Annotated in this window: 21 protein-coding genes; 8 read left to right on the forward strand and 13 right to left on the reverse strand. The window is 69.5% G+C overall.

The window, feature by feature from the left end:
- Window positions 1-116 precede the first annotated feature (116 nt).
- Window positions 117-2,072, forward strand: coding sequence for an RNA polymerase sigma factor (locus tag VT85_RS03855; RefSeq protein ID WP_068410767.1), 1,956 nt, complete (start codon window positions 117-119; stop codon window positions 2,070-2,072).
- A 16-nt stretch (window positions 2,073-2,088) separates the two neighbouring features.
- Here the strand turns inward: VT85_RS03855 and VT85_RS03860 are convergent, their stop codons facing one another.
- The 3 genes from VT85_RS03860 to VT85_RS03870 form a co-directional block, all read right to left on the reverse strand.
- Window positions 2,089-3,258, reverse strand: coding sequence for a glycosyltransferase family 4 protein (locus tag VT85_RS03860; RefSeq protein WP_082858336.1), 1,170 nt, complete (start codon window positions 3,256-3,258; stop codon window positions 2,089-2,091).
- Complete coding sequence (locus VT85_RS03865; protein ID WP_068410770.1) at window positions 3,251-3,520, reverse strand: putative signal transducing protein; 270 nt, start codon at window positions 3,518-3,520, stop codon at window positions 3,251-3,253. Before VT85_RS03865 ends, VT85_RS03860 begins: the two co-directional genes overlap by 8 nt.
- A gap of 129 nt (window positions 3,521-3,649) precedes the next feature.
- Window positions 3,650-4,897, reverse strand: coding sequence for a carboxypeptidase-like regulatory domain-containing protein (locus VT85_RS03870; RefSeq protein WP_068410774.1), 1,248 nt, complete (start codon window positions 4,895-4,897; stop codon window positions 3,650-3,652).
- Between the two features lie 655 nt (window positions 4,898-5,552).
- On the opposite strand from VT85_RS03870, the gene VT85_RS03875 reads away from it, so the two are divergent.
- Window positions 5,553-7,472, forward strand: coding sequence for a tetratricopeptide repeat protein (locus VT85_RS03875; RefSeq protein WP_156512661.1), 1,920 nt, complete (start codon window positions 5,553-5,555; stop codon window positions 7,470-7,472).
- A 34-nt stretch (window positions 7,473-7,506) separates the two neighbouring features.
- Here VT85_RS03875 and VT85_RS03880 read toward each other — a convergent pair whose 3' ends face one another.
- The 4 genes from VT85_RS03880 to VT85_RS03895 all read right to left on the reverse strand — a co-directional run bounded on the left by VT85_RS03880 (window position 7,507) and on the right by VT85_RS03895 (window position 11,273).
- Window positions 7,507-8,907, reverse strand: coding sequence for a Mov34/MPN/PAD-1 family protein (locus tag VT85_RS03880; RefSeq protein ID WP_156512662.1), 1,401 nt, complete (start codon window positions 8,905-8,907; stop codon window positions 7,507-7,509).
- Complete coding sequence (locus VT85_RS03885; protein ID WP_068410785.1) at window positions 8,904-10,109, reverse strand: ThiF family adenylyltransferase; 1,206 nt, start codon at window positions 10,107-10,109, stop codon at window positions 8,904-8,906. Before VT85_RS03885 ends, VT85_RS03880 begins: the two co-directional genes overlap by 4 nt.
- Window positions 10,110-10,158: 49 nt before the next feature.
- Window positions 10,159-10,938 carry a ubiquitin-conjugating enzyme E2 gene (locus VT85_RS03890; protein ID WP_082858337.1) on the reverse strand — a complete coding sequence of 260 codons (780 nt, stop codon included), beginning with the start codon at window positions 10,936-10,938 and terminating at the stop codon, window positions 10,159-10,161.
- Between the two features lie 80 nt (window positions 10,939-11,018).
- On the reverse strand, window positions 11,019-11,273 hold the full coding sequence (locus VT85_RS03895) for an EsaB/YukD family protein (RefSeq protein WP_197491077.1): 255 nt from the start codon (window positions 11,271-11,273) through the stop codon (window positions 11,019-11,021).
- A 401-nt stretch (window positions 11,274-11,674) separates the two neighbouring features.
- Between VT85_RS03895 and VT85_RS03900 the strand changes: the two genes are divergently transcribed.
- From VT85_RS03900 to VT85_RS03915, 4 genes are all read left to right on the forward strand, one after another.
- On the forward strand, window positions 11,675-12,613 hold the full coding sequence (locus VT85_RS03900; protein ID WP_156512663.1) for a hypothetical protein: 939 nt from the start codon (window positions 11,675-11,677) through the stop codon (window positions 12,611-12,613).
- 13 nt (window positions 12,614-12,626) lie between these two features.
- Window positions 12,627-13,445, forward strand: a complete 819-nt coding sequence (locus VT85_RS03905) for a hypothetical protein (protein ID WP_068410794.1) — start codon at window positions 12,627-12,629, stop codon at window positions 13,443-13,445.
- Window positions 13,446-13,624: 179 nt separating this feature from the next.
- Entirely contained in the window at window positions 13,625-14,569 is a 945-nt protein-coding gene (locus VT85_RS03910) for an NAD-dependent epimerase/dehydratase family protein (protein WP_068410797.1), read from the forward strand.
- A 120-nt stretch (window positions 14,570-14,689) separates the two neighbouring features.
- Window positions 14,690-15,241, forward strand: a complete 552-nt coding sequence (locus VT85_RS03915; RefSeq protein WP_068410800.1) for an inorganic diphosphatase — start codon at window positions 14,690-14,692, stop codon at window positions 15,239-15,241.
- Window positions 15,242-15,541: 300 nt separating this feature from the next.
- On the opposite strand, the gene VT85_RS03920 is transcribed toward VT85_RS03915, so the two are convergent.
- The 4 genes from VT85_RS03920 to VT85_RS03935 all read right to left on the reverse strand — a co-directional run bounded on the left by VT85_RS03920 (window position 15,542) and on the right by VT85_RS03935 (window position 20,741).
- A complete protein-coding gene (locus VT85_RS03920) occupies window positions 15,542-17,200 on the reverse strand; it encodes a serine protease (protein ID WP_156512664.1) in 1,659 nt (552 codons plus the stop codon).
- A complete protein-coding gene (locus tag VT85_RS03925; protein WP_082858338.1) occupies window positions 17,197-18,183 on the reverse strand; it encodes an RNA polymerase sigma factor in 987 nt (328 codons plus the stop codon). The genes VT85_RS03920 and VT85_RS03925 overlap by 4 nt, the downstream gene beginning before the upstream one ends.
- Before the next feature lie 417 nt (window positions 18,184-18,600).
- Window positions 18,601-19,413, reverse strand: coding sequence for a glycerophosphodiester phosphodiesterase (locus tag VT85_RS03930; protein ID WP_068410809.1), 813 nt, complete (start codon window positions 19,411-19,413; stop codon window positions 18,601-18,603).
- 104 nt (window positions 19,414-19,517) lie between these two features.
- On the reverse strand, window positions 19,518-20,741 hold the full coding sequence (locus VT85_RS03935; RefSeq protein WP_082858914.1) for an FG-GAP repeat domain-containing protein: 1,224 nt from the start codon (window positions 20,739-20,741) through the stop codon (window positions 19,518-19,520).
- A 142-nt stretch (window positions 20,742-20,883) separates the two neighbouring features.
- Here VT85_RS03935 and VT85_RS03940 point away from each other — a divergent pair, with 142 nt between their 5' ends.
- Entirely contained in the window at window positions 20,884-21,348 is a 465-nt protein-coding gene (locus VT85_RS03940; protein ID WP_068410812.1) for a hypothetical protein, read from the forward strand.
- 5 nt (window positions 21,349-21,353) lie between these two features.
- Here the strand turns inward: VT85_RS03940 and VT85_RS03945 are convergent, their stop codons facing one another.
- Entirely contained in the window at window positions 21,354-22,247 is an 894-nt protein-coding gene (locus VT85_RS03945; RefSeq protein ID WP_068410815.1) for a serine protease, read from the reverse strand.
- 201 nt (window positions 22,248-22,448) lie between these two features.
- On the opposite strand from VT85_RS03945, the gene VT85_RS03950 reads away from it, so the two are divergent.
- The gene (locus VT85_RS03950) at window positions 22,449-22,916 is read left to right on the forward strand and encodes a hypothetical protein (RefSeq protein ID WP_068410819.1); all 468 of its coding nucleotides are present in this window, start codon (window positions 22,449-22,451) and stop codon (window positions 22,914-22,916) included.
- 33 nt (window positions 22,917-22,949) lie between these two features.
- On the opposite strand, the gene VT85_RS03955 is transcribed toward VT85_RS03950, so the two are convergent.
- Complete coding sequence (locus VT85_RS03955) at window positions 22,950-24,659, reverse strand: hypothetical protein (RefSeq protein ID WP_068410822.1); 1,710 nt, start codon at window positions 24,657-24,659, stop codon at window positions 22,950-22,952.
- Window positions 24,660-24,685: the final 26 nt, after the last annotated feature.

Consider the following 24,685-nt stretch of genomic DNA (forward strand, 5'->3'; position numbering starts at 1 on the left):
TCCTCCACGGCCGGTGATGCGATCGCACCCGATTCTAGGAAAATCGGGATTGCTCGGGCGGTACGCCGCACAGGGAAGTAGGGAAGGGACGGAAATCGATTCGGGAGGGACCGCCGGTGGGCCGCAATTCGCTGGAGGTGAGACTGATCGATCGCGTTCTGCGGTGGGGGACCGCGACGGGAGAGGCTGACGATCTCCTCCTTGAGCGGTTCCTCGCCGAGCGCGACGAAGGGGCCTTCGCGGCGCTGGTCGACCGTCACGGCCCGCTGGTCCTGGGCGTTTGCCGACGGATCCTCCGCGACGGTCGCGATGTCGAGGACGCCTTCCAGGCGACCTTCCTGATCCTGGCCCGTCGCGCGGGGACGATCCGGAGTCGCGAGCGGATCGGGCCCTGGCTCCACGGCGTCGCCCATCGGGTCGCCGTCCGGGCGCGGGCGATCTCGGCCCGCCGCCTCGTCCGCGAGGGGATCGGCCTGGACGTCGATCCCGCGACCGACGTCCCGCCGGGCTGCGACGCCGAGCGCCTCGAATTGCGGTCAATCCTGGATGAGGAACTGGGTCGCCTGCCGGGACGGCTCCGCGATCCGCTCGTCCTCTGTCATCTCCAGGGTCTGACTCACGACCAGGCTGCCGCCGCGCTGCGGCAGCCCGTCGGCACGATCCGCAGCCGGCTCTCGCGCGGCCGGGAGCGGCTTCGCGACCGACTCGCCCGCCGGGGCGTCTCGGTCGACGACGCGCGCATGGGATTGGTCGTCATCGCGCACCAGCTCCCGACGGCCCTCTTTGAATCGACTCTTCGTTCAGCCGTCGCATTCGCCTCCACCCCGACCATTCCCCTGGCTTCCGCCAGTGCTGCGGTCCTCGCCAATGGAGCCCTCAACGCCATGCTCATCTCGAAAGCCAAGCTCGCCGCCGTCGCGCTGGGAATGATGCTCACCCTGGGAGGCGTCAGCGGCCACGCGCTCCAGCAAGGGGTGGAGGAACGTCCAGATCCAGTCGCGCCGGAGGTCGTCGCCGCTCCGGCGACCCTGGACGGGCCGGAAACGACGGTTGAACGTCTGGAGGGGATGCAGAAAGAGCTGGACGAAGCTCTCGCCCAGCGCGAGGCCCTCGCCACGCGGATCGACAATCTGCGGACGAGTGTGGTCCGCTTGCGAAGCCGCCTGCAAACCTCTGGTGGGGTCGTCGTTTACGATGAGCCCATCAAGAGCCAGGTCCCCCAGCCCGAAGCATCGACCCTCCCGCTTGCGGACTCGCTTCGAAACTACCTGGAGCAGTTGGAAAAGAAGCTGCACGTGGCGGGGATCAAGCGGCAATCCGCCGAGGCCGAGTACGACATGATGATCAAGGACCGCGAGGTGGTGAGGGAAAAGTTGAGAGATCTGATGCGGCCTTCGGAGAAGAATCCCGCTGCTCCGACGCCCGCGCCGGGCGAGGCCGGAGCACCGACCCGGCACGGCGAGACGAGCGATTCTGATCCGGCTCATCCCGCCGCGACCGTCGCTCCCTTTCTGGATCGGAGGCCGTTGTCGTCCAGCGCCGCGGGGAGCGGCAAGCGTTCCTATCTCGCTTCGCCCAAGATGATCCTCGTATCCTCCAAGGACGGACACGTCGTGACGGGGTACAGTTCGGAAACCGGCGGCGAGGCCCGGTCGATCCGGCTGGCCCCGGAAGGAGGAGCCAAGATCAAAGTGACGCCATATCTTGGGGTGTCGGTGGCGGCCCTCGCCCTGGAAGGAGAGGCCGTGGATCGGATCGCGGTGTTCAGCGCCACCGACGGAGAATGGCATCCCTACGATCTCGTCGAGCCGACCAGGTCGGCCATGCCGCAGATTGGCGCGGCCGCCGTGGGATACAAGATCGGCCGACGCATCTACGCCTTCAGCTTTGTGGCCAACAAGTGGGACGTCCTCGAACTACCCGAGGACGGTCCCGACCTACTCTGGGCGAATCCGGAGACGATCACCTATCAGAGCCGGGGCCGGCTCCACGTCTTCAGCGGCAAGACCGGAAAATGGGCGTCGATCGACGTCTCGAACGCGACCGAGTACTCCGCTTCCGGATTCCCATGAACCATTGAGCCCCTCGTCACCGAGGACTCCTTGCGATCAGATTCCGATAAAGGTCGACGTATCGGTCGACCACCGCCCGCAGCGAGAACTCGGCCTCGACGCGGGCGAGGGCGTTGCGGCCCAGTCGATGCGCGTCTTGGGGATTCTGCAAGAGGCCAAGCAAGGCGGCGGACCAGGCTTCGGGGGTTGGTTGGGGGACGAGGACGCCGGTCGCGCCGGGGGTGACGAGATCGGTGTTGCCGCCGACGCCGGAGACGACGCAGGGGAGGGCGGAGGCCATCGCTTCGAGGAGCGAGTTGCTCATCCCCTCGGCCACGCTGGGGAGGACGAAAAGGTCGGCGGCGCGGAGGTGCTCGGCCGGGCTCGGTACGGGCCCGACGAACTGGACGCGGTCGGCCACGCCCAGGGATTCGGCCAGCTCGGTCAGGGCCTGGCGGTCGCTCCCGGGGCCGACGAGGATCAGGTTGGCCGGGCTCCGGCGGGCGACCTCGACCCAGGCGTTCAGGAGCAGCGGCAGATTCTTCTGCGGGTGGAGCCGTCCGGTGAAGACGGCGCGAGGGCGGGGGAGCAGTTCGGCTTCGACGGCGCTCGGGCCGGGGCGGAAGACCTCGGTGTCGACTCCGCTGGCGGTTCGCGTCAGTCGGTCGGGCGCGACGCCGAGCGCGAGCCACTCGCGGGCGATGTCGTCGGAGATCGCGGCGAAGTGGGAGTTGCGGAGGATCGCGCGGCGGAGGAGCGGGGCCCCGCGCGTTCGCATCAACTCCTGGGCCTCGCCGTAGTAGCCCGAACTGGCGGGCTGGACGAGCGTCGGGACGCCGCGCAGCGAGGGCCGCGCCAATCCGGTCGACACCGCTTCCCAAAGGGCCTGGTGGGTGTGGACCACGTCGAGTTCGCCGCGAAGCCGCCGGAGTGCCCGGACAAGCCCGGCGACGAACGACACGGCGAAGAGGGGGCCTCGGTCGGACGTCTTGATCCAGCGGTGGATCTGGACGCCGCGGTATTCCTCGTCGTCGATCGGATAGCCGGGGACGGACCGCGTGAGGACGCGGACCGAGAACCCCCGGCGCACCAGTTCGACCCCCTGCGCCAGGGCCTGTCGCTCGGCGCCGCTGGCGAAGGGGTGGAAGTAGCTGACGACCAGGCCGACTCGCAGGGGACGGTCGAGCGACGGGGGGCGATCAATCACTGATCGGTTCGTGGACGTGCTTCAGGTCTTTGAAGTGGGGGTAGTTGGAGAGGACTGCGACGGCCCTCCGGGCGTTGTTCCCCGTGACGTAGACGCCGTGGCCGGATTCGAAGGGCAGGCCTCCGAAGACGCCGCCGGCCGTCGTGGCGTCGCTTCGGGCCGGGATGCCCTCGTCCTTGAGAAGGTTGACGACCAGGGTCGCCTCCACCTCGTTGGCGACCTCGCAGAGGCGGACCTCTTCAGACTGGAGTTCGTCGCTCATCGGATTCCTCTCCTCCCTCGGAGCCGGGGCGACGCCCGGGCCCTGGATGGCCCGGGCGTCGGTCGTGGGCGTGGATCGCGGCGGCGGGACGAGGATGGACCTCGACCCGCCGTCGCTCCCGCCGTTGGTTCAGCGGGTGATGGTCAGGCTGGGGACGTCCCGGCCCTGGTCGTCGATGATCAGGCCGTTGCTGACGGTGATCTCGCTGACGGCATAGACGCGCCCGCTGGGCATCGAGACCTTGACGGTCCAGTCGCCGTCGGGGACGCGGACGGCGAATCGGCCGAAGGCGTCGGTCATGGCGGTCCGTTCGTCGAACGCGCCGGTGCGATTGGAGAGCAGGACGCGGACGCCCTCCTCGGGCTCGCTGCTGACGCGTTCGCGGACCCGACCGAAGAGGACGTTGCGGGTGGCCGGATCGACGGCGCGGGCCGGGTCATAGACCGGACGGAGCGATTCGCGGCGGTTGAACCCCAGGTTGTCCTGGGGCGCGGGGAGCAGGCCGTCGTCGGCCGGGGTCGACGGCGGGGGCGTCTCGTCCGCGGCGCCCTTGGGGGCGGGACCGGCGGGGGCCGGGGCCGGGATCGGGGCCGGGGCGTTCGATTCGCCGTCCGGGCGGGCCGTCGACTGCTGCCGCTCGACCGACTGCGGGGCCGGGGGGGTCGCCGTTTCGGCCGCGGCGGGTGCGGGCTTCGACTCGACGGGGGCCGTCCTCGGGGTCGTGCGGGGCCGGGCGACCGGGTCGACGTTCGACGGCAGCGCCGGGGCCTCGTCCAGATCCTCGTCCAACCGCGCGCTCGGGGCTCGGCGGGCCGGCTCGGTCGCCGGGCGAGAGGCCGCCGGTTCCGGGGCGATCACGCGAATCGACGTCGGCTCGACCACGGCGTCGCCGCAGCAGGCGGTCGACGGCATGTACGCGGTCGCGACGACGCCGCGATCCACGACCATCGGCGCGCTGGAGAACGTGGTCGGCACGACGTAGGAGGTCGGGTAGTACAGGGTGGTCGGGAAGTAGTTGGCCGCGTAGCTCGTCGCATAGTAGGTCCGGCCGGTCGGGATCAGGCGACGGCCGAAGAGGCTGCGGCGGAATCGCGTCTCGTAGTACGTGGGGACGACGTAGCTGCTGGGGACGACGTAGCTCGTCGGCGCGAGCACGACGCTGTCGGTGGCGTAGGCCGTCGCATAGACGGTCGGCGCGACGTAGGAGGTCGGCACGACGTAGGACGCGGCGAGGTAGGACGGAACGCTCGTCACGCTCGACGTCGGCACCCAATCCACCGTCTCGACCCAGACGTCGTACGCCAAAGCGTCGCGCCCGGTGCCCATCGCCCAGAGAGTCGCCGCCAGGAGGAGCGACCAAAAGCCACGGGAGCGCATCGTAGGTATCCTCGAAAGATGCTCGACAGGGCCCCGGTGAACCACCACGGCTTCATGCGCAGGGCCGCCGAACGACAACATCATAACAACTTTACAATGCGGACCAAGGAGTCCGCCTTGTTATGAAGGGGGCGAGTTTGGCGATTGCAGCGGTTGCGCGGGAGGCTCGTCGTCGGCATGAAGGTTTAAGCTCGCGAACCGTGTGCCGGAATGCCGGGGCCGGCGTCGGCCGGTCGGGTCGCCGCGCGCGTTCGGACGGGTCGTCCCGGTTGCGGAGGAGGAGATGGAGGCGGCGGGATCGGTCGTCAGACCTGGTGGACGCCTCGGCACGGAGGCGGATCCCATCTCGCGCCGCCGGCGGCGACGACGAAACGGACCGACCTGGGAGTCACGCCCGGCCGCCCGCTCGTTAAACTAGACTTGTACCTCTTCCAAGCAACGCAGCCGCTCATGTCACGGCCCGGGCCTGGGAGAGCCGTCGTCCGATCTCGGCCGCCGAATGGGCTTTCCCACGCGGCGGGCACGAACTAGTCTTGAGTGACGGGCGTCGACGTCGTCCCCCTCCGCCTGGAGCGGGAGCGCCGCGGACGCGGGAGTCCGTCGGGACGATTCATGCGGCGAATGCCCTCCACGCTGGAAGTAGGATCGATCGCCCGTGGCTATCCTGGTGCCCATCGCCCTCATCGGCTGGATCCCGGTCTCCCTGATCCTGTTCACCATCCTCCCCCGTCGGGTGGCCGTGGTGACGATGCTCCTGGGCGCCTGGCTCTTTCTCCCGGCCTCCGGGATCAAGCTGGGCGGCCTGCCGGATTACACCAAGACCGGGGCGGTGAGCTACGGCGGCCTGCTCGCCAGCCTGATCTTCACGCCGGAGCGGTTCCAGCGGCTGCGATGGTCGATCGTGGACCTGGGCGCTCTTCTTTATTGCAGCGCGGGGTTCCTGGCATCGGTCGCGAACGGTCTGGGGCCGTATGACGGACTGTCGTCGGCGTTCGGCACGGTGGTCACCTGGGGCATCCCCTATCTCCTGGGTCGCCTGCACCTGGATTCCGCCGCCGACTTTCGCGCGCTCCTGGTGGCGATGGTGGTGGGGGCCGTCATCTACATCCCTCTGTGCTGTCTCGAGATGGTGATCGGCCCCATCCTGGCCTCGAAGGTCTACAGTCTGACCTTCTGGGACGACGTCCGCCTGGGAGGCTACCGACCGCGGGTTTTCCTCTATAAAGGGCTGGAACTCGGGCTGTGGATGAGTTTCGCCAGCCTCACCGGCATCTGGCTCTGGAGGTGCGGCTCGCTGAGGCGCCTGTTCGGCCTCCCGTTCGGGGCCGTGGTGCTCCCCGCCCTGGTCGTCACGACGATCCTCTGCCGGGCCAGCGGCGCGATCTTGTTGCTGGGGGTGGGCGTCCTGGTGCTCTGGCTCTCCAGCAGGCTCGGCAGACGCTTGCCGATGATCTTGCTGATCGCGACGACCTTCCTCTATATCGGGGTCCGGGTCTCGGACAGCTGGGACTACCAGGGGTTGATCACGTTCCTGGCCAAGAATTTCGACCCCAAGCGTGCGCAGTCGCTGGAGTTCCGATTCCAGAACGAGGACCTGCTCATCGCCAGGGCGGTCCAGCAGCCCGTCTTCGGATGGGGCGGATGGGGTCGGTCGCGGGTCTACACCGAGTCCGGCAAGGACCTCACGATCACCGACGGCCTCTGGGTCATCTTGCTGGGCTCTTCCGGGTGTGTGGGGCTGTTTTCGTTTGTGAGCCTTTTGCTGGGGCCGGCGATCCTGTTCGTGAAGCGATATCCGGCCCGACGTTGGACCGAGCCCGACGTGGGGGAGATGGCGGTGGTCTCCTGCTTCCTCGGGCTCTACTCGATCGACTGCCTGCTGAACGCGTTCCCGAATGCGGTGTACGCCGTTGCGGCCGGGGGCCTGGCGTCGCGGCTGGCGGCGGGGGCGCGAGCCCTCGTCGACGATCGAGAGCACATCGCGTCCTCCGAGGACGACCGTCCGGGCGAGCCCGCCGAGGCCTCGGTCGAGGTCCGCCTGGCCGAGCGCTACATCGCGATGGCGAGGACTTCTCGGATCGCGGGGGCGTGCGACGAGGCGGCGGCGGCCCGTCGCCACGCTCTCGAACTCCTCGTCGGCCGGCTCGACGTCGACCCTTCCGACGGCGTCGCGGCGCGGATGCGGCTCGATTGCCTGAACGACCTGGGCTGGTTGCTGGCCACTCGACCGGACCCCGGTCCCAACGATCGGGCCGCGGCGGCCGAACTCGCCCGCGAGGCCGTCGCGATCGCCCCCGAGGAGCCGACCTACTGGAATACGCTGGCGTTGGCCCTCTGCCGCGCCGGCGACGAGGCCGGGGCCCTCGCCGCGGCGCGACGCTCGATGGAGCTCGACGCCTCCTGGAACGGCTACGACATGGCCGTGCTGGCGCTGGGCGAGGCGCGGATGGGGAGGCGGGACGAGGCCGCCCGATGGCTCGTCGAGGCCTCCCGATGGCGCGACGAGCGGGGCGGCGCGCCCGACCCGACGCTCGACGCCCTCGTCCGCGACGCCGAGGCCGCCCTCGCCTCGTAAGGCCGAGGACGGCGCCCGGATCGGCCGGGCTCTCTCAGGAGTTCCGGCGCGAATCCGCCTCGTGGGAGAGCGGCGACGGCTCCGACAGCCCCCGGTAGTAGAAGAAGACGGCCGTGAGGGCCAGGAGCAGGCTCGACAGGGCCCCGGCGTAGGACAGCAGCCGGTAGCGGGCCAGCACGTCGTGCGTCTCGGCCGCCTTCTTGCCGTCCGCGGTGGCGAGGATCGCCCGCTGCTCCCGGATCTCTCGGAGGTGCTCGTCGGCGGCCTGCTCCAGCACGGCCACCCGCTCGCGGAGCCTGGGCGCCTCCTTGGCGTCGGCCTCGTAAGTCGTCAGCGACTTCCTCGCGGCTTCCAGCTCGGACTGGAGCGAGCCGGAGAGGGTCGCCAGGTCCTTCACGCGCACCCCGAGGGCCTCGTTGACCGACGCCTGGGCGGCGAGCTGCCGGCGGGCCTCGTCGCGGGTCCGGGCGAGCTTCTCGTAACGCTCGACGAACAGCTCGGGCGTCTCGCCGCCGACCTTCTCCAGCAGCATGTCGACCGCGACCTTGCGCCCGGCCGCCGACTCGTCGACCTCCCGGCCCAGTGAGGCGATCGCCTCGGCCTGCTCCGCGAGCCGGGCGTCGACCCGGACCAGCCAGTAGCCGGCCGCGGCCGTCAGGACGAGCAGCAAGGTCCCGAGGAACCCCAGGAGCGCGGCCAGCGCCAGGCGGTCGCCGGGGCCTTCGAGGGGCGGGGCGGGTCGGTTCAGCATCTTGATCAGCTCCGCCTCGAGGCGAGGGGAAAGGGACGCGCCGACGCCGCCGTCGGGCGATCCCGGAAGGTTCTCCAGCTGGTCGACCAACCGGGAGAGCGCCACCCGGCCGGAACGCTCTGCGCAGAGGTGGAAGCCGCCGACCTGGACCATCTTGCCGTCCGACCACTGGAAGAACCCGCGCGTCCCCTGGATCGGGTCGACGACGTAGGCCGTCTGCAACGGCTGGGAGAAGAAGTTCTGGTGGATGAACAGGTCGTGATGCGACAGGAAGATCCCGAAATTCGGATGCGTGTGATACCAGCCGACGACGTCCAGGTCGGGGTGGAGGCGGTCCCGCTCGCGCGTGATCTCCTCCCAGGAGTCGTGGGTGTAGGTGAAGCTGGCCTGGGTGTTGGCGTAGTGCTTGGCCGGGAGCGCCTGGGTGATCCAGACGAAGGGGCGGCCGGTCGCCGGGTCGACGCATTCCTTCCCCAGCAGGACGCCCCCCAGTTCGACCGAGGTGTCGGAGAGCGCGTGCCGCTCGATCAGATCGGCCGGGCCGAGGTCCAGGAAGATCGGCAGGTCGTCGGGGGAGGGGCACTGGCAGGCGACGCAGGCGAACCGGGCGTCCCGGTCGGGCCGCTTCTTCTTCGCCGGCTCGCGGAACCGGATCTCGCCGAAGACCATGTCGTCGCCGCTCAAGAGTCGCCCCCCCCGCCGGTCGCGAGGCGGTCGCGGTCGCCGTCCAGCAGGAAGAACCGCGACTCGCCGTCGCCGTCGACCCGGACCACGTCGAAGGGGGGGATGCCGAGTTCGGCGAGCGTTCGCGACGCCAGGGGCGAGCCCTCGGCGATCGCGCTGAGGACGACCGGCCGCGCGTCCTCGCGGCATTCCGGGCAGACGGCCTCGGACTGGCGGACCCGAGTCCTCGGCCGCATGATCTCCCGACGACCGCCGCAGCGCGGGCATTCCACGGCCTCGACCAGCTCGCGGTCGAGCCCGAGCGACATCGGCCCCGCCAGGCCCTCGCGGGCCGCCGCGTCGAACAACTCCCGGAGGGTCGCCGATCGGCCCAGCTCGATCGCGATCGGGCTGGGGTAGGTCTCGTGGCTCAGGCAGTCCTCGCGGAACGGCAGTTTCGTCGTGTAGAACTGGTTGGCGACCCCGTTGAAGACCATCGCGGAGCCCCCCGAGACGTCCATGCCGTGCACCAGCTTGAGCGCCTCCTGGACCTGCAGCGCCGCCATCATCGAGGCGATCGTCGGGGCGGTGGGGACCTTGCCGGCCAGGATCTCGTCGCGCTTCAGGAGCGGGCAGCTGTACCGCAGGTTCAAAAGCTGGTAGTCGCGCTCGGTCATCGTGCATTCGTAGCAGGCCGAGGTCGGCGGGGTGAAGACCTTGACGACCCCCTGGATCTCCTGGATGCCGGCGTCGATCCAGGGGACGCCCATCTTCCAGCACTGGCGGTTGACCCAGAGCCGGGCCTCGCGGTTGTCCAGGCAGCCGATGACCAGGTCGACGTGGGCGAAGAGGCCCAGGCCGACGTCGGTGATTACGTCGCCGTGGATCGGGATGAAGGCGACGTCGGGGTTCAGCTCGGTCGCGCGTCGGGCGGCGACGGCCGCCTTGGATCGGCCGCCGTCCTCGGCCCGGAAGAGGACCGACCGCGAGAGGTTCGAGGGCTCGACGACGTCGAGGTCGATGACGTAGGTGGTCCCCAGGCCGACGAGCGCGAGGTTCTTCAGCACCTCGTTCCCCAGCGCCCCCGCGCCGACCACGAGGACCTTCGCCGCGGCCAGCCGCTCCTGCTTCCACCAGGAGATGAGGCGGAGCCGGCCGTAGCGATCCTCGTCGTCGATGCGCAGGGGGGGCTCGTCGGTCGTGGGGGGCGGCTGCGTGGTCATGGGGTCTCCCGCCTCGTCCCGGCCGGGCCGGCGCGGCGCGCTCTCATTCTCATTCGATGAAGAGGATGTCGCCCTCGTGGCGAGGGGCGGGCGGCGGCTCGACGGCGCGAGGGGCGTCGACGTTCGCATCCAGGATCACGACGCCTTCCTCGGCGGCGGCGGCCAATGTCGGCGAGGGGCGAGGGGCGTCCTCGATCGGCCGATTCCGCCAGTCCAGGAACCGGCGCACGCGATCGGTCGCCGCTCCGCCCGCCCCGCTCAGGAAGCCCCTCGGGCTCGATCCGGCGTCGGTCCTCGGCGCGGTCGTCGCCGCGATCTCGGCCGCGACCATCTCGATCCGGCCCCGGGCCTCGCGGATGTCGCGGAGCGGGCGCGGATCGGTGGGGAAAGGGACCGAGGTCTGGTTGCCGGCCCAGAGGGCGGCGTCCCGGTTGTAGGGGCTCCGGACGTCGTAGTTGTGGTAGCGGGCCATGTCCCAGAGCATCGTGCAGAGCTCGTCGAGCTGGACGCTGGGGACCCAGTGCGTCCCGTAGCCCCCCAGGCAGACCATGCCGATTTCGGAGATGTTGGGATGGTAGACGGGGGTCAGCCAGCGGATTTCGGGCATCGACCGGGGGTAGGACGAGCCGAGCTTGATCTCGATCTGGTGCGCCGCCACCACCTTCACCTTGCCGTGCTCGCGCTGGAGGCCCTTGCCCCGGAAGTTGATCCGGTAGTGGTGCGGCGGTTCCCCCTGGGTTCGGAAGTCGAACACGGTGCTCTCGGCGCGGAGGCGCTCGAGGGCCGCCAGGTCGTTGCGGAGCCGCCGGAGTCTTGGCGAGTCATGCATGGTCGTGGATCCGTCTCGTCCCGCTTCCTTCCCACCCGTCCCGTCGAGACTTCCGCCCCCTCGCCTCGCCCCGGCCCGGCTCAGCCGGCGACGACCTCGGGATAGACGATGAGATGGTCGCCGTCTCGGATCCCGGCGTCGACGAGGTTCCAGTTCTCCAGCAGTCGCCGCCCCCCTTCCTTGTGGTCGAGGGCGTAGCTCATCGGCTGGCCGTCGGGGCTCGTGGCCGGCAGGTTCATCTTGGTGATGATGTTCGGGATGATCCGGCTGACGGGCACGGTGAACGCGATCACCGCCTTGACCGACTTGGCCCCGGTCTGGTCCAAGAACGTCACCTGTACACCCGTAGGATCGCTCGTTCCGCCGTATGACATGATCAGGATACCTCCTCGACAGGCTTTCGTTCGTCGCCCGCCGTTATTGGGCCCCGACCGCGCGGAATCTCTCCACGCCGGCCCCCCCCTTCCGCCTGCGACCGGCGCGTTCGCCGGGGTAGGGGCCATCATACCATGAACATCGGGGGCGAGTCGCTTTGATGCGGAATGTGATCAACTGGCAGGCAGTGCGAAGGCCGCACGGGAGGAAGCCATGTTAAAAAATAATTCAGGGGTCGCAGCCTGGTATCATGGGCGATGACATGCTTACTATCCAGGACGAGACGAATTGAACAAGTTGAGTTCCGAGTGACGCACCCCCAGTCGGAATTGTCGTTCCGCCCTCTCCCCGGAGCAACACCATGTCCATGGATCGACGTAGGCGACGCGCTGTCGGTTTCGGATGCGAACGCCTGGAATCGCGAATCCAGCTTTCTACGGCGGCCTCCCTGATCGAGTACCCAGCCGACTTCATGGGGCCGATCCCCCCGGTCGAGCGGGACTTCGGCGTCCAGCCGATGCAGTGGGTGTCTGGGATCACCCTGTCGTCCGCGACCCCCACGCTCGGCCAAGGGCTGTCAGCCACCCTGTCAGTCGACAACTTCGGCGGGTTCATGATCGCCAGCACGACATGGACCTATACCATTAGCTACGGGGGATACACGTCGCTCAGTTCGACCCCTCCCATGAAGACGAACACATCCGCGACGGTCTACCTCCCTGTCCCCGGCATATACGAGATCAAAGCCGTCACGACCTACACCTCAACCAATCCCTCGGCTCCGCCCCCGCCGCCGACGACCAAAACGGCAACGGCCACCGTCTTACCCCCGACCACGGCGACCCCCTTCGCTGGTTTCGATACGCCGATTTTTCTCGGTTCGTCGACTGAGGTGATGAGCGACGTGACCTCCTCGACCGGGAAGATCGGAGTCTACGCCACCGGGATGATCCAGGAACGGATTCCATTCTTCATCGATGCCAACGGTGGAATCCAGGAGTTCAATCCTGATTGGTTTCCCCCAAATGACCCGACCACGTCGTTCCGCTTGTCGAACGGTGTCCTGTTCGATCAGGTCGCCGCCGGCTACACCCATCTCGGCGGGGTGGGGGTGGACTGGAACACGATCCCCATCGGCGGTACGTTCGTCACCTACGGACAAGAGCTAAGATATAAATGGAAGCTCACGGCTTTGGTTGGAGGGAACGCGACTCCGGTGGATTTCGATGTCCCTCTCGACACGCTTTCCTGGAAGATGGTCAAGACCTCGGCGTTCCATTGGGAACTTCAGAGAGATTGAAGGAGGACGTGCGATGCCTTGGACGTTGAAGTCGGCCACCGTCGTCGCGGTCGCCTCCGCCTCGATCGGTTTCGCCGGGTGGGGATGGGACAAGGACGGCGCGGCTCCCAAGGGCAAGGTCCCGCGCGAGGATCCGTCGCGTCGTCCGTCGGACGCGGAGGAGCCGCCGCGTCCGCGGGATGAAGCGACCGGGCCTCTCGTCCCCGTGGGTCCACTCAACCCGAACGAGTACATCTTGCCGATGGACCGATCATACCTCACCCGCGAGGAACGCGTGCGGCTCTATCAAGAGCCGGGGGTGAAGTTCATTCGGCGAGGACCGAAAGGAAGCCCGTTCTATGATAATGGGTTCACGATCGAGCCCTACGACGAGGATCAGTTCCATGTCGACGTCCTCCTGGGCTTCCATGTCGACGACCTCAAGGCGATTACTCCCGAAGTGAAGGAGTTGGCCGAGGAGGCCCAGCGGACGATCAAGGCCGAGCGTCCGGAGAACCCGGATCGCGCCGCCACATTCCCCAAAAACCTGGTGACGGTCCCGATCCCGAAGCTGGGGACGTTCCCCACCGAGTATGAACCATCGATCCCTCTGGTCCGTTGCGGTTGGGGGCTGTGGATCCGTCAAATCCGGCCGATCCCCGGCGGCTGGTGGGCTCTCGTCCACGTCAAGCCCGCCGCCCGGAACGAATTCTACGAGTTGATGCTTGTACGCGACAAGTTGATCGAGGAGTACTCGTTCAAGGACGGCCGGCTGACGCTGGAGCGGAGCTACCCGGACCCCGATCGCAAACGCGATCCCACGATGGGCGTGTATGCCGTGCCCGCCCACTGACCACGCCCGTCGCCCGCCACGCTGCCGCGCCCGGCTCGACCGGCCGCGATCCCTTTCGATTCCCCGCGCGCCGGGTGCGGGCGCGGGGGGATTGTGGTAGATTGGGGTTTTCGTCCCGGAGCGGCGACGCGCCGCGGTACGCGCGAGCCCATTCTCCGAGCCGAGAGAGGATCCGGAACATGCAGCCCGACCCGACCCAAGAACCGACGGGTGGAGACGAACCCGAAGTCCAGGCCGAGGGCTCGCGCTTCATGCCGCCTCCCCTGGGCGGCCTGCCGATCCTCGGCCAGGACGAGCCCTTCGTGGAGGACGAGGAAGGGTTCGACCCGGACGAGGATCTCGACGATTTCGACGTCGACGACGAGCCCCGGACCGTGCTGATCACCGGCGCCTGCGGCAACATCGGCCGCAAGCTCCGCACGGCCTGGGAGGACGTCTACGACCTGATCCTCGTCGACGGCAACCCCGGCGAGGACGATCCCGAGGTCTTCAACGTCGACCTGAGCGTCTTCGACGAGGAGTGGATCACCCACTTCCACGGCGTCGACACCGTCGTCCACCTGGCCGGCAGCCCGGACGAGTCGGCCCCCCTGGCCGACCTCGTGAAGCCCAACCTGGACGCCCTGGCGAACGTGCTCAACGCCGCGGCCCTGGCCGGGGTGGAGCGGGTCGTCTTCGCCAGCTCGGTGCAGGTCATGTCGGGCCTCCGCGAGAACCTGCCGGAGCTGATCTCGGCCGAGACGCCGCCGAGCCCCTCGGGCGCCTACGGGATCCTGAAGTACGCCGGCGAGCGGTTCGGCGAGAGCCTGGCGCACGCGTTCGACCTCACGTTCATCTCGCTGCGGCTCGGCGCGGTGCAGCCCGGCCCGAACCGCCCCGAGACCCTCCCGGACGACTGGGAGAAGAAGGCCTGGCTCTCCAACGGCGACCTCGTCCGCCTCTTCGACGCCGCCGTCGAGGCCGAGATCGAGGACCGCCTGGTTCTGGTCGTCAACGGCGTCTCCCGCAACGGTGGGGGGCTCTGGGACCTCACCGTCGCCGCCGAGGTCCTCGGCTATCTCCCCGAGGACGACGCCTTCGCCCCCCGACACCAGGCCGAGGCCCTCGACGAACAACGTCATTGACGAGCCGGCGCCGGCGGCGTCGGACGCCGCTCCGGCCTCGACATCAACTCGGTCGCGAGACGCCCGCGCCCCCTTTCGGGGCGCCGCGTCCTTCCTCCCAACCGGATCTGGATCCGTCCCATGATGCATCCCTGGCACGACGTCACCCCCGGCGAACACCTCCCCCTGGAGTTCAACGCCCTGATCGAGATCCCGATGGGATCGAGCGTCAAGTACGAGCTGGATAAGCAGACCGGCATGCTCCGGCTCGACCGCGTCCTGTATTCGGCGGTCTACTACCCGGCCAACTACGGGTTCATCCCCCAGACCTACGCCGAGGACGACGACCCGCTCGACGTCCTGGTGCTCTGCCAGGAGGCCGTCGCGCCGATGACCCTGGTCACGGCCCGCGCGATCGGCCTGATGACGATGGTCGACGGCGGCAAGAAGGACCACAAGATCCTGGCCGTCGCCGTCGGCGACCCGGAGTTCAACAGCTTCCACGAGGCCGCCGAACTCCCCCCCCACCGCCTGATGATGCTCCGACGGTTCTTCCAGGACTACAAGTACCTCGAAGGCAAGTCCGTCGAGGTCGACGAGATGCAGTCCGCCGACACCGCCCGCCCCATCATCGAGGACTCCCTCCAGCGCTACAGCGCCCAGCGCCGTCGCGGCTTCCACCACAAGCACTGAGCCGCCGCCGAAGCCCCCGACTCCCGATCGTCGGCCCCGACCGACCGACGATCGGGTTCGTTCGCCCCGCCCCGCGAACGGACCCATCGGCTTCAAAGCCTTTGAAGGTTTAGGCTTGAGTCGAGATTTCGGCTTCGGAAATTGGGTTCGTTCGGCCATTTTCGACTCGTCCGACAGCCTCTCGCCGCGCTCCCCTGGGCGGCTTCGGGGTGCCTCCGCGCGCGGAATCCCCCAGGGAGACCATGCGCGACGAACGCCGATCGGGGACGCCGCGCCCTCGAGAATCCGTCGCGAGTCCCCTCAACGTGGGGGCGTTCGCGGCTTCTCCAGCGCCTCCAGGATCCGATCGAGTTTGCGGCCCATGTCGTCGACCCGGCGCTCGACCCGATCCAGACGCGGGGCCTCTCCCACGGCCGTGTCAGGCCTGGGCGTGGTGGGGGCCGCATCGGGCTTCGGAAGCCGCCGGAACGGCCTGGCGGGAGCGAGCGGTTCCGGGGTTTTGGGCTCGGGTCCGGTGGTGGCGTAGCCGTTGGTTTCCAGGATGTGATGAATCATCTCGGGAGAGGCGTAAAGGCCGGTGCCCTTCCCCGGACCCGACGATTCGGAGTAGTTGCAGACTCCGATGATCATGAATCGCGGCTCGCCTTCCACCACGAGGCCGAGTTCGAGGGGCATACCCAGTTCGTCCCGTTTCGGACTTCGCTCGCACTCGATCGCCGCGTAGATCACGCCGTCGACCTCCCCGCGCACGTCGGGGTCGACGATCCGCACGTCCTTCGCCGCGATGTGGCCGTCGTCGCCCAGCTTGTAGACGGTGAGGCTCCGGCCTTTGATGACCGGCCACCCCCGGGGGACGACCGTGGCGGCGGGCAGGAGTCGACCGGGACGGATGCGGATGAGGCCGACGTTCCGCGCGAGATCGTAGTCGACGACCTCGCCGGGGAGCGTGAACTCCGCCGGAGCGGGCACGGTGTAAACCGCGTTCGGACTCGCCGCGAGGGTTACGGAGACCTTGCGGGAGAATGCCTTCGGCTCCACGCGCGGCGCTCCTTCCTCGGTGTCGAAGAGGCTCCCCGCGGTCAGGACGATCGACTCGTCGGCCGTGCTCCGGACGATGACGCCGAACCCCTCGGCGGCCGGCGTTCCCTCGACGCCGATGTGAACGAGGGGTGAGGCCGGCTCGTTCGGCAGTGGGGCGGGGGCCGAGGCTGACTTCTCGGGCGGAGCGGGGGCGGGCGTCGGCGGGCTCTCGACGGCGGGGGCCGCGACGATTGGGGCCGCGACGGCCGGCACGTGATCGGGGCCGGGTGCGGCGCCCGGAATCAGCGCGGTCAGGCCGTTCGCGTCGAGGAAGGCGTGGATCGCTTCCGGGGACGCGTAGTAGCCCTTGCTCTCCTGCGGCACCGAAGCATTGAAGACCCCGACGAGTTCCCAGGAAGGTCGGCCGGGATCGTCCGACCGGAGGAGGAGCGGGGAGCCCGAGTCGCCCGGCATCGGCAGGCCCAGGCAGCAGGTGGCGAGGTAGTCTTTCTTTCCCGAGTTGAGGAGGGTGGCGTTCGACTGAATGACCGTCGTGTATCTCAGCGTGGTCGTCTCATCCTCGGTGCGTTCGGTCCGGAGCAGTTCCTGACCTTCCTGCAGCCGTCGTCCCGGCGGGGCGAGCCGGACGCCGGGGAGAGGACGACCGGGCTTGATGCGGAGCACGGCCAGGTCGCGATCGTCGTCGCGGGCGACCAGCTCGCCACTGACCGCGACATCCAGGTCGCGAGAGGGCCGGTCCTGCGACAGGTCTGCGCCGGTGGGATCGGGATAAATCACGGTGATCTTGCGCGGTTCCCCGTCGGGACCGAGGTTGTGGGGGCAGGTGAGGATCAGCGTCTCCTCGCTGGCGCTGGAGATGATCGTGCCGAGGTTCATTCCAGGGCCGCCCGCGCCGTCGCTCGTCACGCGAACTTTCACGGTGCTCCAGGCGGGATGGGACCTCGCGGACGATTCCTGGGCCGGGGGGACCGCGACCGGGGGGCCGCGGAGACCGGGGGCTCCGGCCTGATCGCCTCTTCGGGGGCGGGCCGTCCCCCCTCTTGCGGTCCGAGTGTGGTCGCGACGACCGCGCCGCCGAGCATGAGCGCGGCGAGGCCGATTCTCGCATGGGCGAGCCAGAACATGCGGGAGACTCCTTCCAGGAGGGCGGCGACGAAGGCCGGCGGGGGGGCGGAGCGGAGCCCGCCGGCGGCGATTCGCGAGGCGGCGAGGAGCGTCGCCTCGACCAGATGAGGGGGGACGACCGACGAGGCCGCCTCCGTGGCGATCCGGGGCCCGGCGAGGATCAGGCCTGGCGCGACCCCTCGCCGCGCGAGGCTGCGTCGGAGGCGTTCCCGACCCCGCGCCAGGCGGCTGTGGACGGTCCCCGGCGGGCAGCCGAGGCGGATCGCGGCCTGTTCGTCGGGCAGGCCTTCGAGCAGGCAGACGACGACGGCCGCGCGATAACGCCCGGGGAGCCGGTCGATCTCCTCGTGGATCACCGCCAGGTCGTCCGAGGGCTTCTCCTCGACGAGCGGGGAGCGATCGCCGACGGCCGCGCGCTCGCGGAGTCGACGCTGGGACGCCCGCTTGCGGGCGCGCAGGGCCGTCCGTCGAGCGACCTGATGCAGCCAGGGCCCGAGCGAATCGCGGACCCGGAGCGATCGCGACCGTCGCACCATGACCAGGAAGGTCGCCTGGTACGCGTCGTCCGCGTCGTTCGGGTCGGCCAGGATCGACCGGCAGACGCGCCAGACCATCGGCCCGTGGCGCTCCATCAGGCTCGCGAAGGCGGCCTCGGCCAGCTCGCGGTCCCGAGTCAGAAAGCGTTCCAGCAACCGACCGTCCGACAGGTCGCCGACCGTCCCCGCCTCCAGCAAGCTCTGGAGCCGTCGGCCCACCCCGTCCCGCGCCCTCGTCATTCCGCAGCCCTCCCCGAATCCCAGATTCCGAGGATAATGCACGGACGCGGCGCGATCGGTCCCGATTTTTCCAGAATGCGAGAAGAGCGATCTCGGACCGAGGCCGTCGCCTTCACTCCTCACCACTGGTGGGAGGAGGTGGTCCGCAGGGCCGGATGAGGGGGCGACAGCCGTCGCATGCCCAGTCCGGCGTGGGCCTCGAAGCCCGCCGCGTTCGCATCAACGAACGGTCTTCCCCCCCTCGCGGGGGAAGACAGACCACTTCGCGGTCAGATGAGGAGGAAGACGAGCGAGTCGGCCGTCGGGATTTGCAGTCCGGCCGACCATGACGCCGACGGTCTCGGTGCTCGTCCCGCCCTCATCCGGCCCTTCGGCCACCTTCCCCCGCGAGGGGGGAAGGGCTTGATGGGCTGGGGCTCACTCGGCGGCGAGTTGTCGCTTGAGCCACTCGGCCTTGTTGGTGGTGATGCCGTCGACGCCGGCGGCGATGAGGCGGCGGGCGACGTCGGGGTCGTCGACGGTCCAGACGTAGAAGGCCAGGCCCGCCGACTTGACGCGGTCGACGAAGGCGCGGTCGATGGGGCCGGTATAGGCGAGGTCCAGGCCGTCGGCGTTCAGCTCCTTGGCCTTGGCGATCAACTCGTCGACGGTCGGGGTGACGGCCTTGGTCTCGCGGTCGGTCTTGAAGCCGGAGAGGAAGTACGCCTTCAGCTCGGGGAGCCGCTTCTTGGACTCGGCGACGGTCTCGGCGTGGAAGCTGATGATCGCCATCTGCTCGGGCTTCTTGCCGGACTTGTGGACGGCCTCGACGAGCGGCGCGACGATCTCGGGGCCGGTCTTCAGCTCGATGAAGATGCGGGCGCCGTCGGGGATCGTCGCCAGCGATTCTTCGAGGGTCGGCATCGTCTCGCCGGCCCACTTCGCGTCCTTCCAGCGACCGGCGTCGAGGTCCTTGAGGTCGGCCCAGTCGGTCTCCTTGATCTTCTTCTCGACCCCGGTGGTGCGCTTCGCGTCGGCGTCGTGGGTGACGACGAGGACGCCGTCGCGCGAGAGGTGGACGTCCAACTCGACGGCCTCGACCTTGCGATCCCAGGCGAGATTGAAGGCGGCCAGGGTGTTCTCAGGTGCGTCGGCCGATTCGCCGCGGTGCGAGACGAACTCCACGTTCGACGCCTCCGGGCCCAGGGTTCCGATCGTCAACAACATCAGCAGGCTCGACGTCCAGGCCATCAGGGCTCACCTCGCGAAACGGGTCGGGGAATTCCTTCGGGACCGTCGAGTCTCCCAGATCGGGCCGGGGTTGCCAACGGTCCCGGAAGGGCTTCACGCAATCCTCATCGCGGTCGGTTCCAGTAGATGCGGACGTTGTGCGTCGCGCGTCCGCCAGCGATCAGGTCGATGCGGCCGTCGCCGTCGAGGTCGGCGGCGAGGGCGTCCTCGCAGGCCATGCCGCCGTCGTCGACGGCGTGTCGCTCGAAGACCGGGCCGTCGTCCCCCGGCTTCGGGGCGAAGACGAACACGCCGGGCCCTCGGGGCGCCTCCGCGCCTTCGGCGTTCGGGTCGCGCTGGCCGATGACGATCTCGTCGTCGAGGTCGCCGTCGAGGTCCGCGCACCAGACGGCGTGGCCCCAGGCGATCGGGGTCGCGATGACCTGCCGGCGCCAAAGGGGCTCGCCCGAGCGGGGCGGCGTATAGACGACGACCTGATTCCCGTGCCAGGGCTCGATCGTGGCGATGTACCGGGAGCCGTCGGCGAGGCGGCCCACCTTGACCTCGCTAGCCCCCTTGAACGGGGCACCGGCCTCGTCACCCGCGCCGAGCTTGATGCGAGTCCATTCGTTCTTGCCCCGGCGGTCCAGGGCGAACACCCCCTCCCAGGCGGCGACGACGATCTGGTTGCGGCCCGCGCCGAGGACGTCGACGATCTGGGCGTTGTGAGTGGTGTGGAGCGAATGGTCGGCGATCTCGGAACGCCAGTGGGGGAAGGTCGGATCGCCGGGCACGTCGTAGACGACCACGTTCACGCCGGCCCCCGCGCCGAAGTTGGGCCCCTTGGCGCCGCGACCCTGGAGCGGGACGACGACGAGTTGCTCCTTGCCGGTCCCCTGCACGTCGCCCCAGCGGATGCGGTGAATCGTGGGCTCGTCGCACTCGATCGGGTGGACCTGCCAGTCCCCCGCGTCGTCGCGGCCGAGCCACTGGAGCGTTCCGGCGTGGGCGGTGTCGGAGGGTTTCCAACCCGCGCCCAGGGTCAGGTCGATGCGGCCGTCGCCGTCGACGTCGTGGGCCTGGATGCAGACGTTGTCGCGCTTCGTCCGGCCTCGGATCACCTCGTGCTTCGTCCAGGAGGGATTCTGATACCAGACCACGGCGTCTTCCGATGCGGCCACGACGTCGGGCTTGCCGTCGCCGTCGATGTCGGCGACGGTCACGGCGTAGCAGACCTCGCCGACATGGGGGTCGATCTCCTGGATCTCGAAGCGAGGGAAGTCCGCCCCGGAAGCCCCGGAGGCGAAGGCGGCCAGGATGAGGGCCGAGGCGACGGAAGAGGTTCGCATGGGGTTCTCCTGGTGGTTGAGAGGAGGACCCATGGTAAGCGAGCGGCCGACGCGATCGAAAGGGAGCGCCGGGGCGAACCCGCTTCGGCTCACTTCCCCCGCCTGGGGGCGTCGCGTATCGTTGCCGGGAGGAGGATCGTCCATGAGCGTCCCGAGCAAGATCGACGTCCGCTATGAATGCCCGCACTGCCGGGTCGAGCTGGAAGCGATTCTCGGCCGCTGGCGGGGCTGGCTGCTCTGCCCGGCCTGCGGCAAGCCAGGCCTGCCGCCTTCGCCCGGCTTCGCCCCGCCGACGCCCGGCGATGCGGGCGGCCTCGCGATGGGGGCGGGCGTCCAGGCCGCGGCCTGGATCGCCTCGGGCGACCTTCGCGACCCGGCCCGGCCCGCCTGGCCCGCCCGGCCGGTCGATCCCCGCCGCCGACTGTCTCCGGCCGCGCGCAACGTGAGGAGGGCGGCCGTCGCGGGCCTGGCCGTCTCGCTGTTCCTGTTGCTAATCGCATTCCTCGATCAGAATGCGAGGCTCGCGGGGGCCGCGGGCGTGCTGACCCTGATCATGCTCTGGTTCCTGGGCCGGCTCGATCCCAGGCGAGCCGGGTCGGGGCGCTGACCCGATCAGTCGGCCGCCGAGGACGCGGGCCGAGAGGTCGGGGATAGGCCCCGCCTCGCGCCGGAGCTGCGGGCCGACGACCGGGAGACCACGGCCGCCAGGTCGTGCCGGCGGAGCAGCCCCCGGACGCTTTCGATCGACGCGAAGACCCCCATGCGACGGCCCTCGATCATCTCGGCGTGGCCGACGCAGACGCCCGCGAGCCGGCCCTCTCGGGTGAACAGACCGCCGCCCGACCGGCCGTGCTCGGGGATCTTGAGCGTGATCAAGAACGGCCGCTCCACGTCGCCGTTCTCCAGTTGGAACCGCGCGGTCTCGACCACCTTCGTCTTCCAGCTCGTCAGCCGGCTCCCCAGATCGACGCCGAGCGAGGTGACGAGCGTGCCGGCCGCGAGGGCTTCGGCCTCGTCCTCGTAGAGCCGAGCGACGTAGGGGAGGGGGGGCGACCGGCGAAGGCGAAGGACCGCGACGTCGGCCGACGGGTCGGACGCGACGACTTCGGCCGGGACGATCAGGGGCCAGGCGCCGCCGGCCTTTCGTTCCAGGCCGAGGTTGTAACGGTGCAGCTCGATCGCGATCGGCCCCTCGCCGCGCACCACGTGGGCGGCCGTCAAAACGAGGGTCACGTCGGCGGTCGAGGCGATCAACGTGCCGCTCCCCTGCGAGCCCGCCATGCGGATCACCACGGTCGGCCGGAAGGTCCGGTCGTCCCCCGGCTCGACGGCGTCCCCGGCGGGACGGGAGGGGCGTGCGGCGTGAGGCGATCCGGTGGTCGATTCGTCCAGGTCGGGGCGTCGCGAGGACTGGGCGTCCGCACGTCCCGGCGAGCCGAGCAGTCCCGCCGCCAGGAGCGTCGCGATCACCCCGATGAGCCGGGGGCCGTTCTCAGATCGACGCATGGCGAGCCGCCGTGTTGAAGGGTCGCGTGGAGGACGGATCCGGCCCCGACCCCTACCACGATACCCTCTCGACGGCCCGCCTGGCGAGATCCGACCGCGCGGCCGGGCCCCGGCTTGCCTTCGGTCCAACCGCGTGATCCAATCGCCTTCGGCGAATCTCGCCGCTCCTTTCCCCCCTCATTCCCGGAGGACCCCGCGACCATGTTCTCGACTTCGAGACTCTTCCGCCTCGCCGCCCTGGCGACCTTTTCGGCCCTGGCGTTCCTCGTCGGGCCGGCGATCGGCGCCGCGAATTCCCGAGGCGACGATGCGACCGCCTCGCCTGCGCTGAAGTCGGTCCAGGGCGTCTGGTCGACCCGCGACGACAGCGAGGTTCCGGCCAAGTGGACCATCAAGGGGGACGCCTTCAAGGCGATGGTCCACGGGGCCCAGTATCTCGGCAAGGTTTCGGTCGACGACGCGGCGAAGCCCCACCCGACCTTCACCGTCGACATCACTGAGGGGCCGGGCGACGTGAAGGGGAAGGTCGCCAAGGGCGTCTACAAGCTCGACGGAGAGAAGCTCTACGTCAACCTGAGCCCTCCCGGCGAGGCCCGCCCGACCTCCCTCGACCCCGTCGAAGGGGAGGCTTTCCTGTTCGAGCTGACGAAGGCCAAGGACGCCGAGTGACCGACCCGGCTCACGGTCCCGCGAGGCCCCCCCTCAGCGGGCTTCGCGAGGCTTGAAGACCCGCACCTCGCCGTCGCGGGAGTCCGGCTCGAACCACCTCGCCGAAACGGCGTCGAGGGCCGGATCTTCCCGCCAGACCAGCAGCACATCGATCGCCTGGTGGTACTCGTCCATCAGCCGCTCCCACCAGAGCCGGCGGCGCTCGGCCGCCGCGGGGGCCGTGCCCAGCAGGGCGATCTCCTGGAGGTCGTACGGGTCGGGGCGGTGGAGATCGTCGCGGAAGTGGACCGGGAAGTAGTAGTGGCGGGTCTCGTAGTTGCTCCAGACGATGTTCCCACCGTCCACCCCCAGCCAGCAGTCGGCGTGGAGCATCGCGTTGACCCGGAACGGGGTCCGCACGTCCCCCAGCAGCGTGCCGACCCGGCGGCCCTCCCCGATCATCGGCGCGGCCCTCGCGATGCGACCGGCCGTCCGGTCGGTCGCCAGGCCGTAGTCCCAGACGCTCAGGGATTGGAGCGCGAGGGCGACGACCAGCGCGGCCGAGCCGAGGCCGCCGACCACCGACCTGGACGGCGGGCCGATGGCGGGGATCGCGGCGATCAGGCCGAGCAGGGCCACCCGTTGCGGGAGGTAGTCCCCGTGGCCCGGCCCCATCGAATCGGGCCCGAAGATCCCCGCGAGGATCAGGAGCGCCGAGAGGCCGAGCCAGGCCCGTCGTACGCCCACGCCCGCACCCGCACCCGCCGGTCGATCCTCATCCTGAGACGCCCGGAGGGCCGACAGGCCCAGGACCAGGCCCCCCGCGGCCAGCCAGACGATCGGGGCGAACGCGAGGTAAGCCCCGGCCGATCGATCGGTGAACGGCAGCATCGTCTTGATCTTCAGCGACACCGGGTCCACCCACCCGAGCCTTCCCATCCAGCCGGCGATCGAGAGGAACTCGTCGGGCCTCGGCATCCGGGGGACCATCGCCCCCCCCCGGCGCGAGAGCCCGAGGTAGACGAAGCCGAGGACCACGAGCGGGGACAGGCAGAGGCCCAGACGGACGATTCGGTCTCGCCAGGAACGTTCACCGCAGTCGGCGGGCGCGGCGATCGCCAGGAAGCCCAGCGCGAAGACGGTCAGGCCCAGGCTGACGAGATGGCAGAAGTAGCCCACCGTCAGCAGCGCCGCGAGCGCGGCCATGCGCCCCGGCCGCAGCGCGTCGCGGCCCGGCCACCACACGCCCAGGGTGACCGCGAACAGGCAGGCGCCGAGCTGGAAGCTGGCGAACCCCATGAGCCATGAGAAGCTCATGGCCGAGAGGGCGGCGAGCGCCCGCGCCGAGACGGACGGGCGTCCCCCGGCGACCTTGCCGCGAAGCCAGACGGCCGCGAACGCGACCGCCAGGAGCGTCAGGGTCGTCATCAGCCGATCGGCCGTCCGGGGGGGGAAGGTTGCGAGCAGGGCCGTCAGCGTGAGATGACCGCCCCAGTTCGGAAGGGGCTCCCAGCGGACCACGTAATAATCGCCGAACACGGGGCAGCCGCGAAGCGAGTCGATGATGATCGCGGCGTTGTACAGGTGCGCCGGGCCGTCCTGGGTGAGGAACCAGGGGATCGACCAGATGGCGGCGAGGGCCGGCGCGAGCATCATCGCGACGACGGCGAGGTCGCGCCGCGGCGAAACCCATGCGGGGCCGGGATCGGGGATGGGGCCGGCGGCGGCCGGGTCGGACGGCTGGCGGGGGGTGGGAGTGGTCACGGGAGTGGTCGATCCGCACGGTTCGG

Origin of the sequence: Planctomyces sp. SH-PL62 (assembly GCF_001610895.1) — a bacterium.
GTDB lineage: Bacteria > Planctomycetota > Planctomycetia > Isosphaerales > Isosphaeraceae > Paludisphaera.

What these genes read in the sequence shown, in the direction of transcription:
- VT85_RS03865 (WP_068410770.1), bottom strand. Translation starts at nt 3,520, where the DNA reads ATGAGCGACGAACTCCAGTCTGAAGAGGTCCGCCTCTGCGAGGTCGCC.
- VT85_RS03870 (WP_068410774.1), bottom strand. Translation starts at nt 4,897, where the DNA reads ATGCGCTCCCGTGGCTTTTGGTCGCTCCTCCTGGCGGCGACTCTCTGG.
- VT85_RS03885 (WP_068410785.1), bottom strand. Translation starts at nt 10,109, where the DNA reads ATGACCACGCAGCCGCCCCCCACGACCGACGAGCCCCCCCTGCGCATC.
- VT85_RS03890 (WP_082858337.1), bottom strand. Translation starts at nt 10,938, where the DNA reads ATGCATGACTCGCCAAGACTCCGGCGGCTCCGCAACGACCTGGCGGCC.
- VT85_RS03900 (WP_156512663.1), top strand. Translation starts at nt 11,675, where the DNA reads ATGTCCATGGATCGACGTAGGCGACGCGCTGTCGGTTTCGGATGCGAA.
- VT85_RS03905 (WP_068410794.1), top strand. Translation starts at nt 12,627, where the DNA reads ATGCCTTGGACGTTGAAGTCGGCCACCGTCGTCGCGGTCGCCTCCGCC.
- VT85_RS03910 (WP_068410797.1), top strand. Translation starts at nt 13,625, where the DNA reads ATGCAGCCCGACCCGACCCAAGAACCGACGGGTGGAGACGAACCCGAA.
- VT85_RS03915 (WP_068410800.1), top strand. Translation starts at nt 14,690, where the DNA reads ATGATGCATCCCTGGCACGACGTCACCCCCGGCGAACACCTCCCCCTG.
- VT85_RS03925 (WP_082858338.1), bottom strand. Translation starts at nt 18,183, where the DNA reads ATGACGAGGGCGCGGGACGGGGTGGGCCGACGGCTCCAGAGCTTGCTG.
- VT85_RS03930 (WP_068410809.1), bottom strand. Translation starts at nt 19,413, where the DNA reads ATGGCCTGGACGTCGAGCCTGCTGATGTTGTTGACGATCGGAACCCTG.
- VT85_RS03935 (WP_082858914.1), bottom strand. Translation starts at nt 20,741, where the DNA reads ATGCGAACCTCTTCCGTCGCCTCGGCCCTCATCCTGGCCGCCTTCGCC.
- VT85_RS03940 (WP_068410812.1), top strand. Translation starts at nt 20,884, where the DNA reads ATGAGCGTCCCGAGCAAGATCGACGTCCGCTATGAATGCCCGCACTGC.
- VT85_RS03945 (WP_068410815.1), bottom strand. Translation starts at nt 22,247, where the DNA reads ATGCGTCGATCTGAGAACGGCCCCCGGCTCATCGGGGTGATCGCGACG.
- VT85_RS03950 (WP_068410819.1), top strand. Translation starts at nt 22,449, where the DNA reads ATGTTCTCGACTTCGAGACTCTTCCGCCTCGCCGCCCTGGCGACCTTT.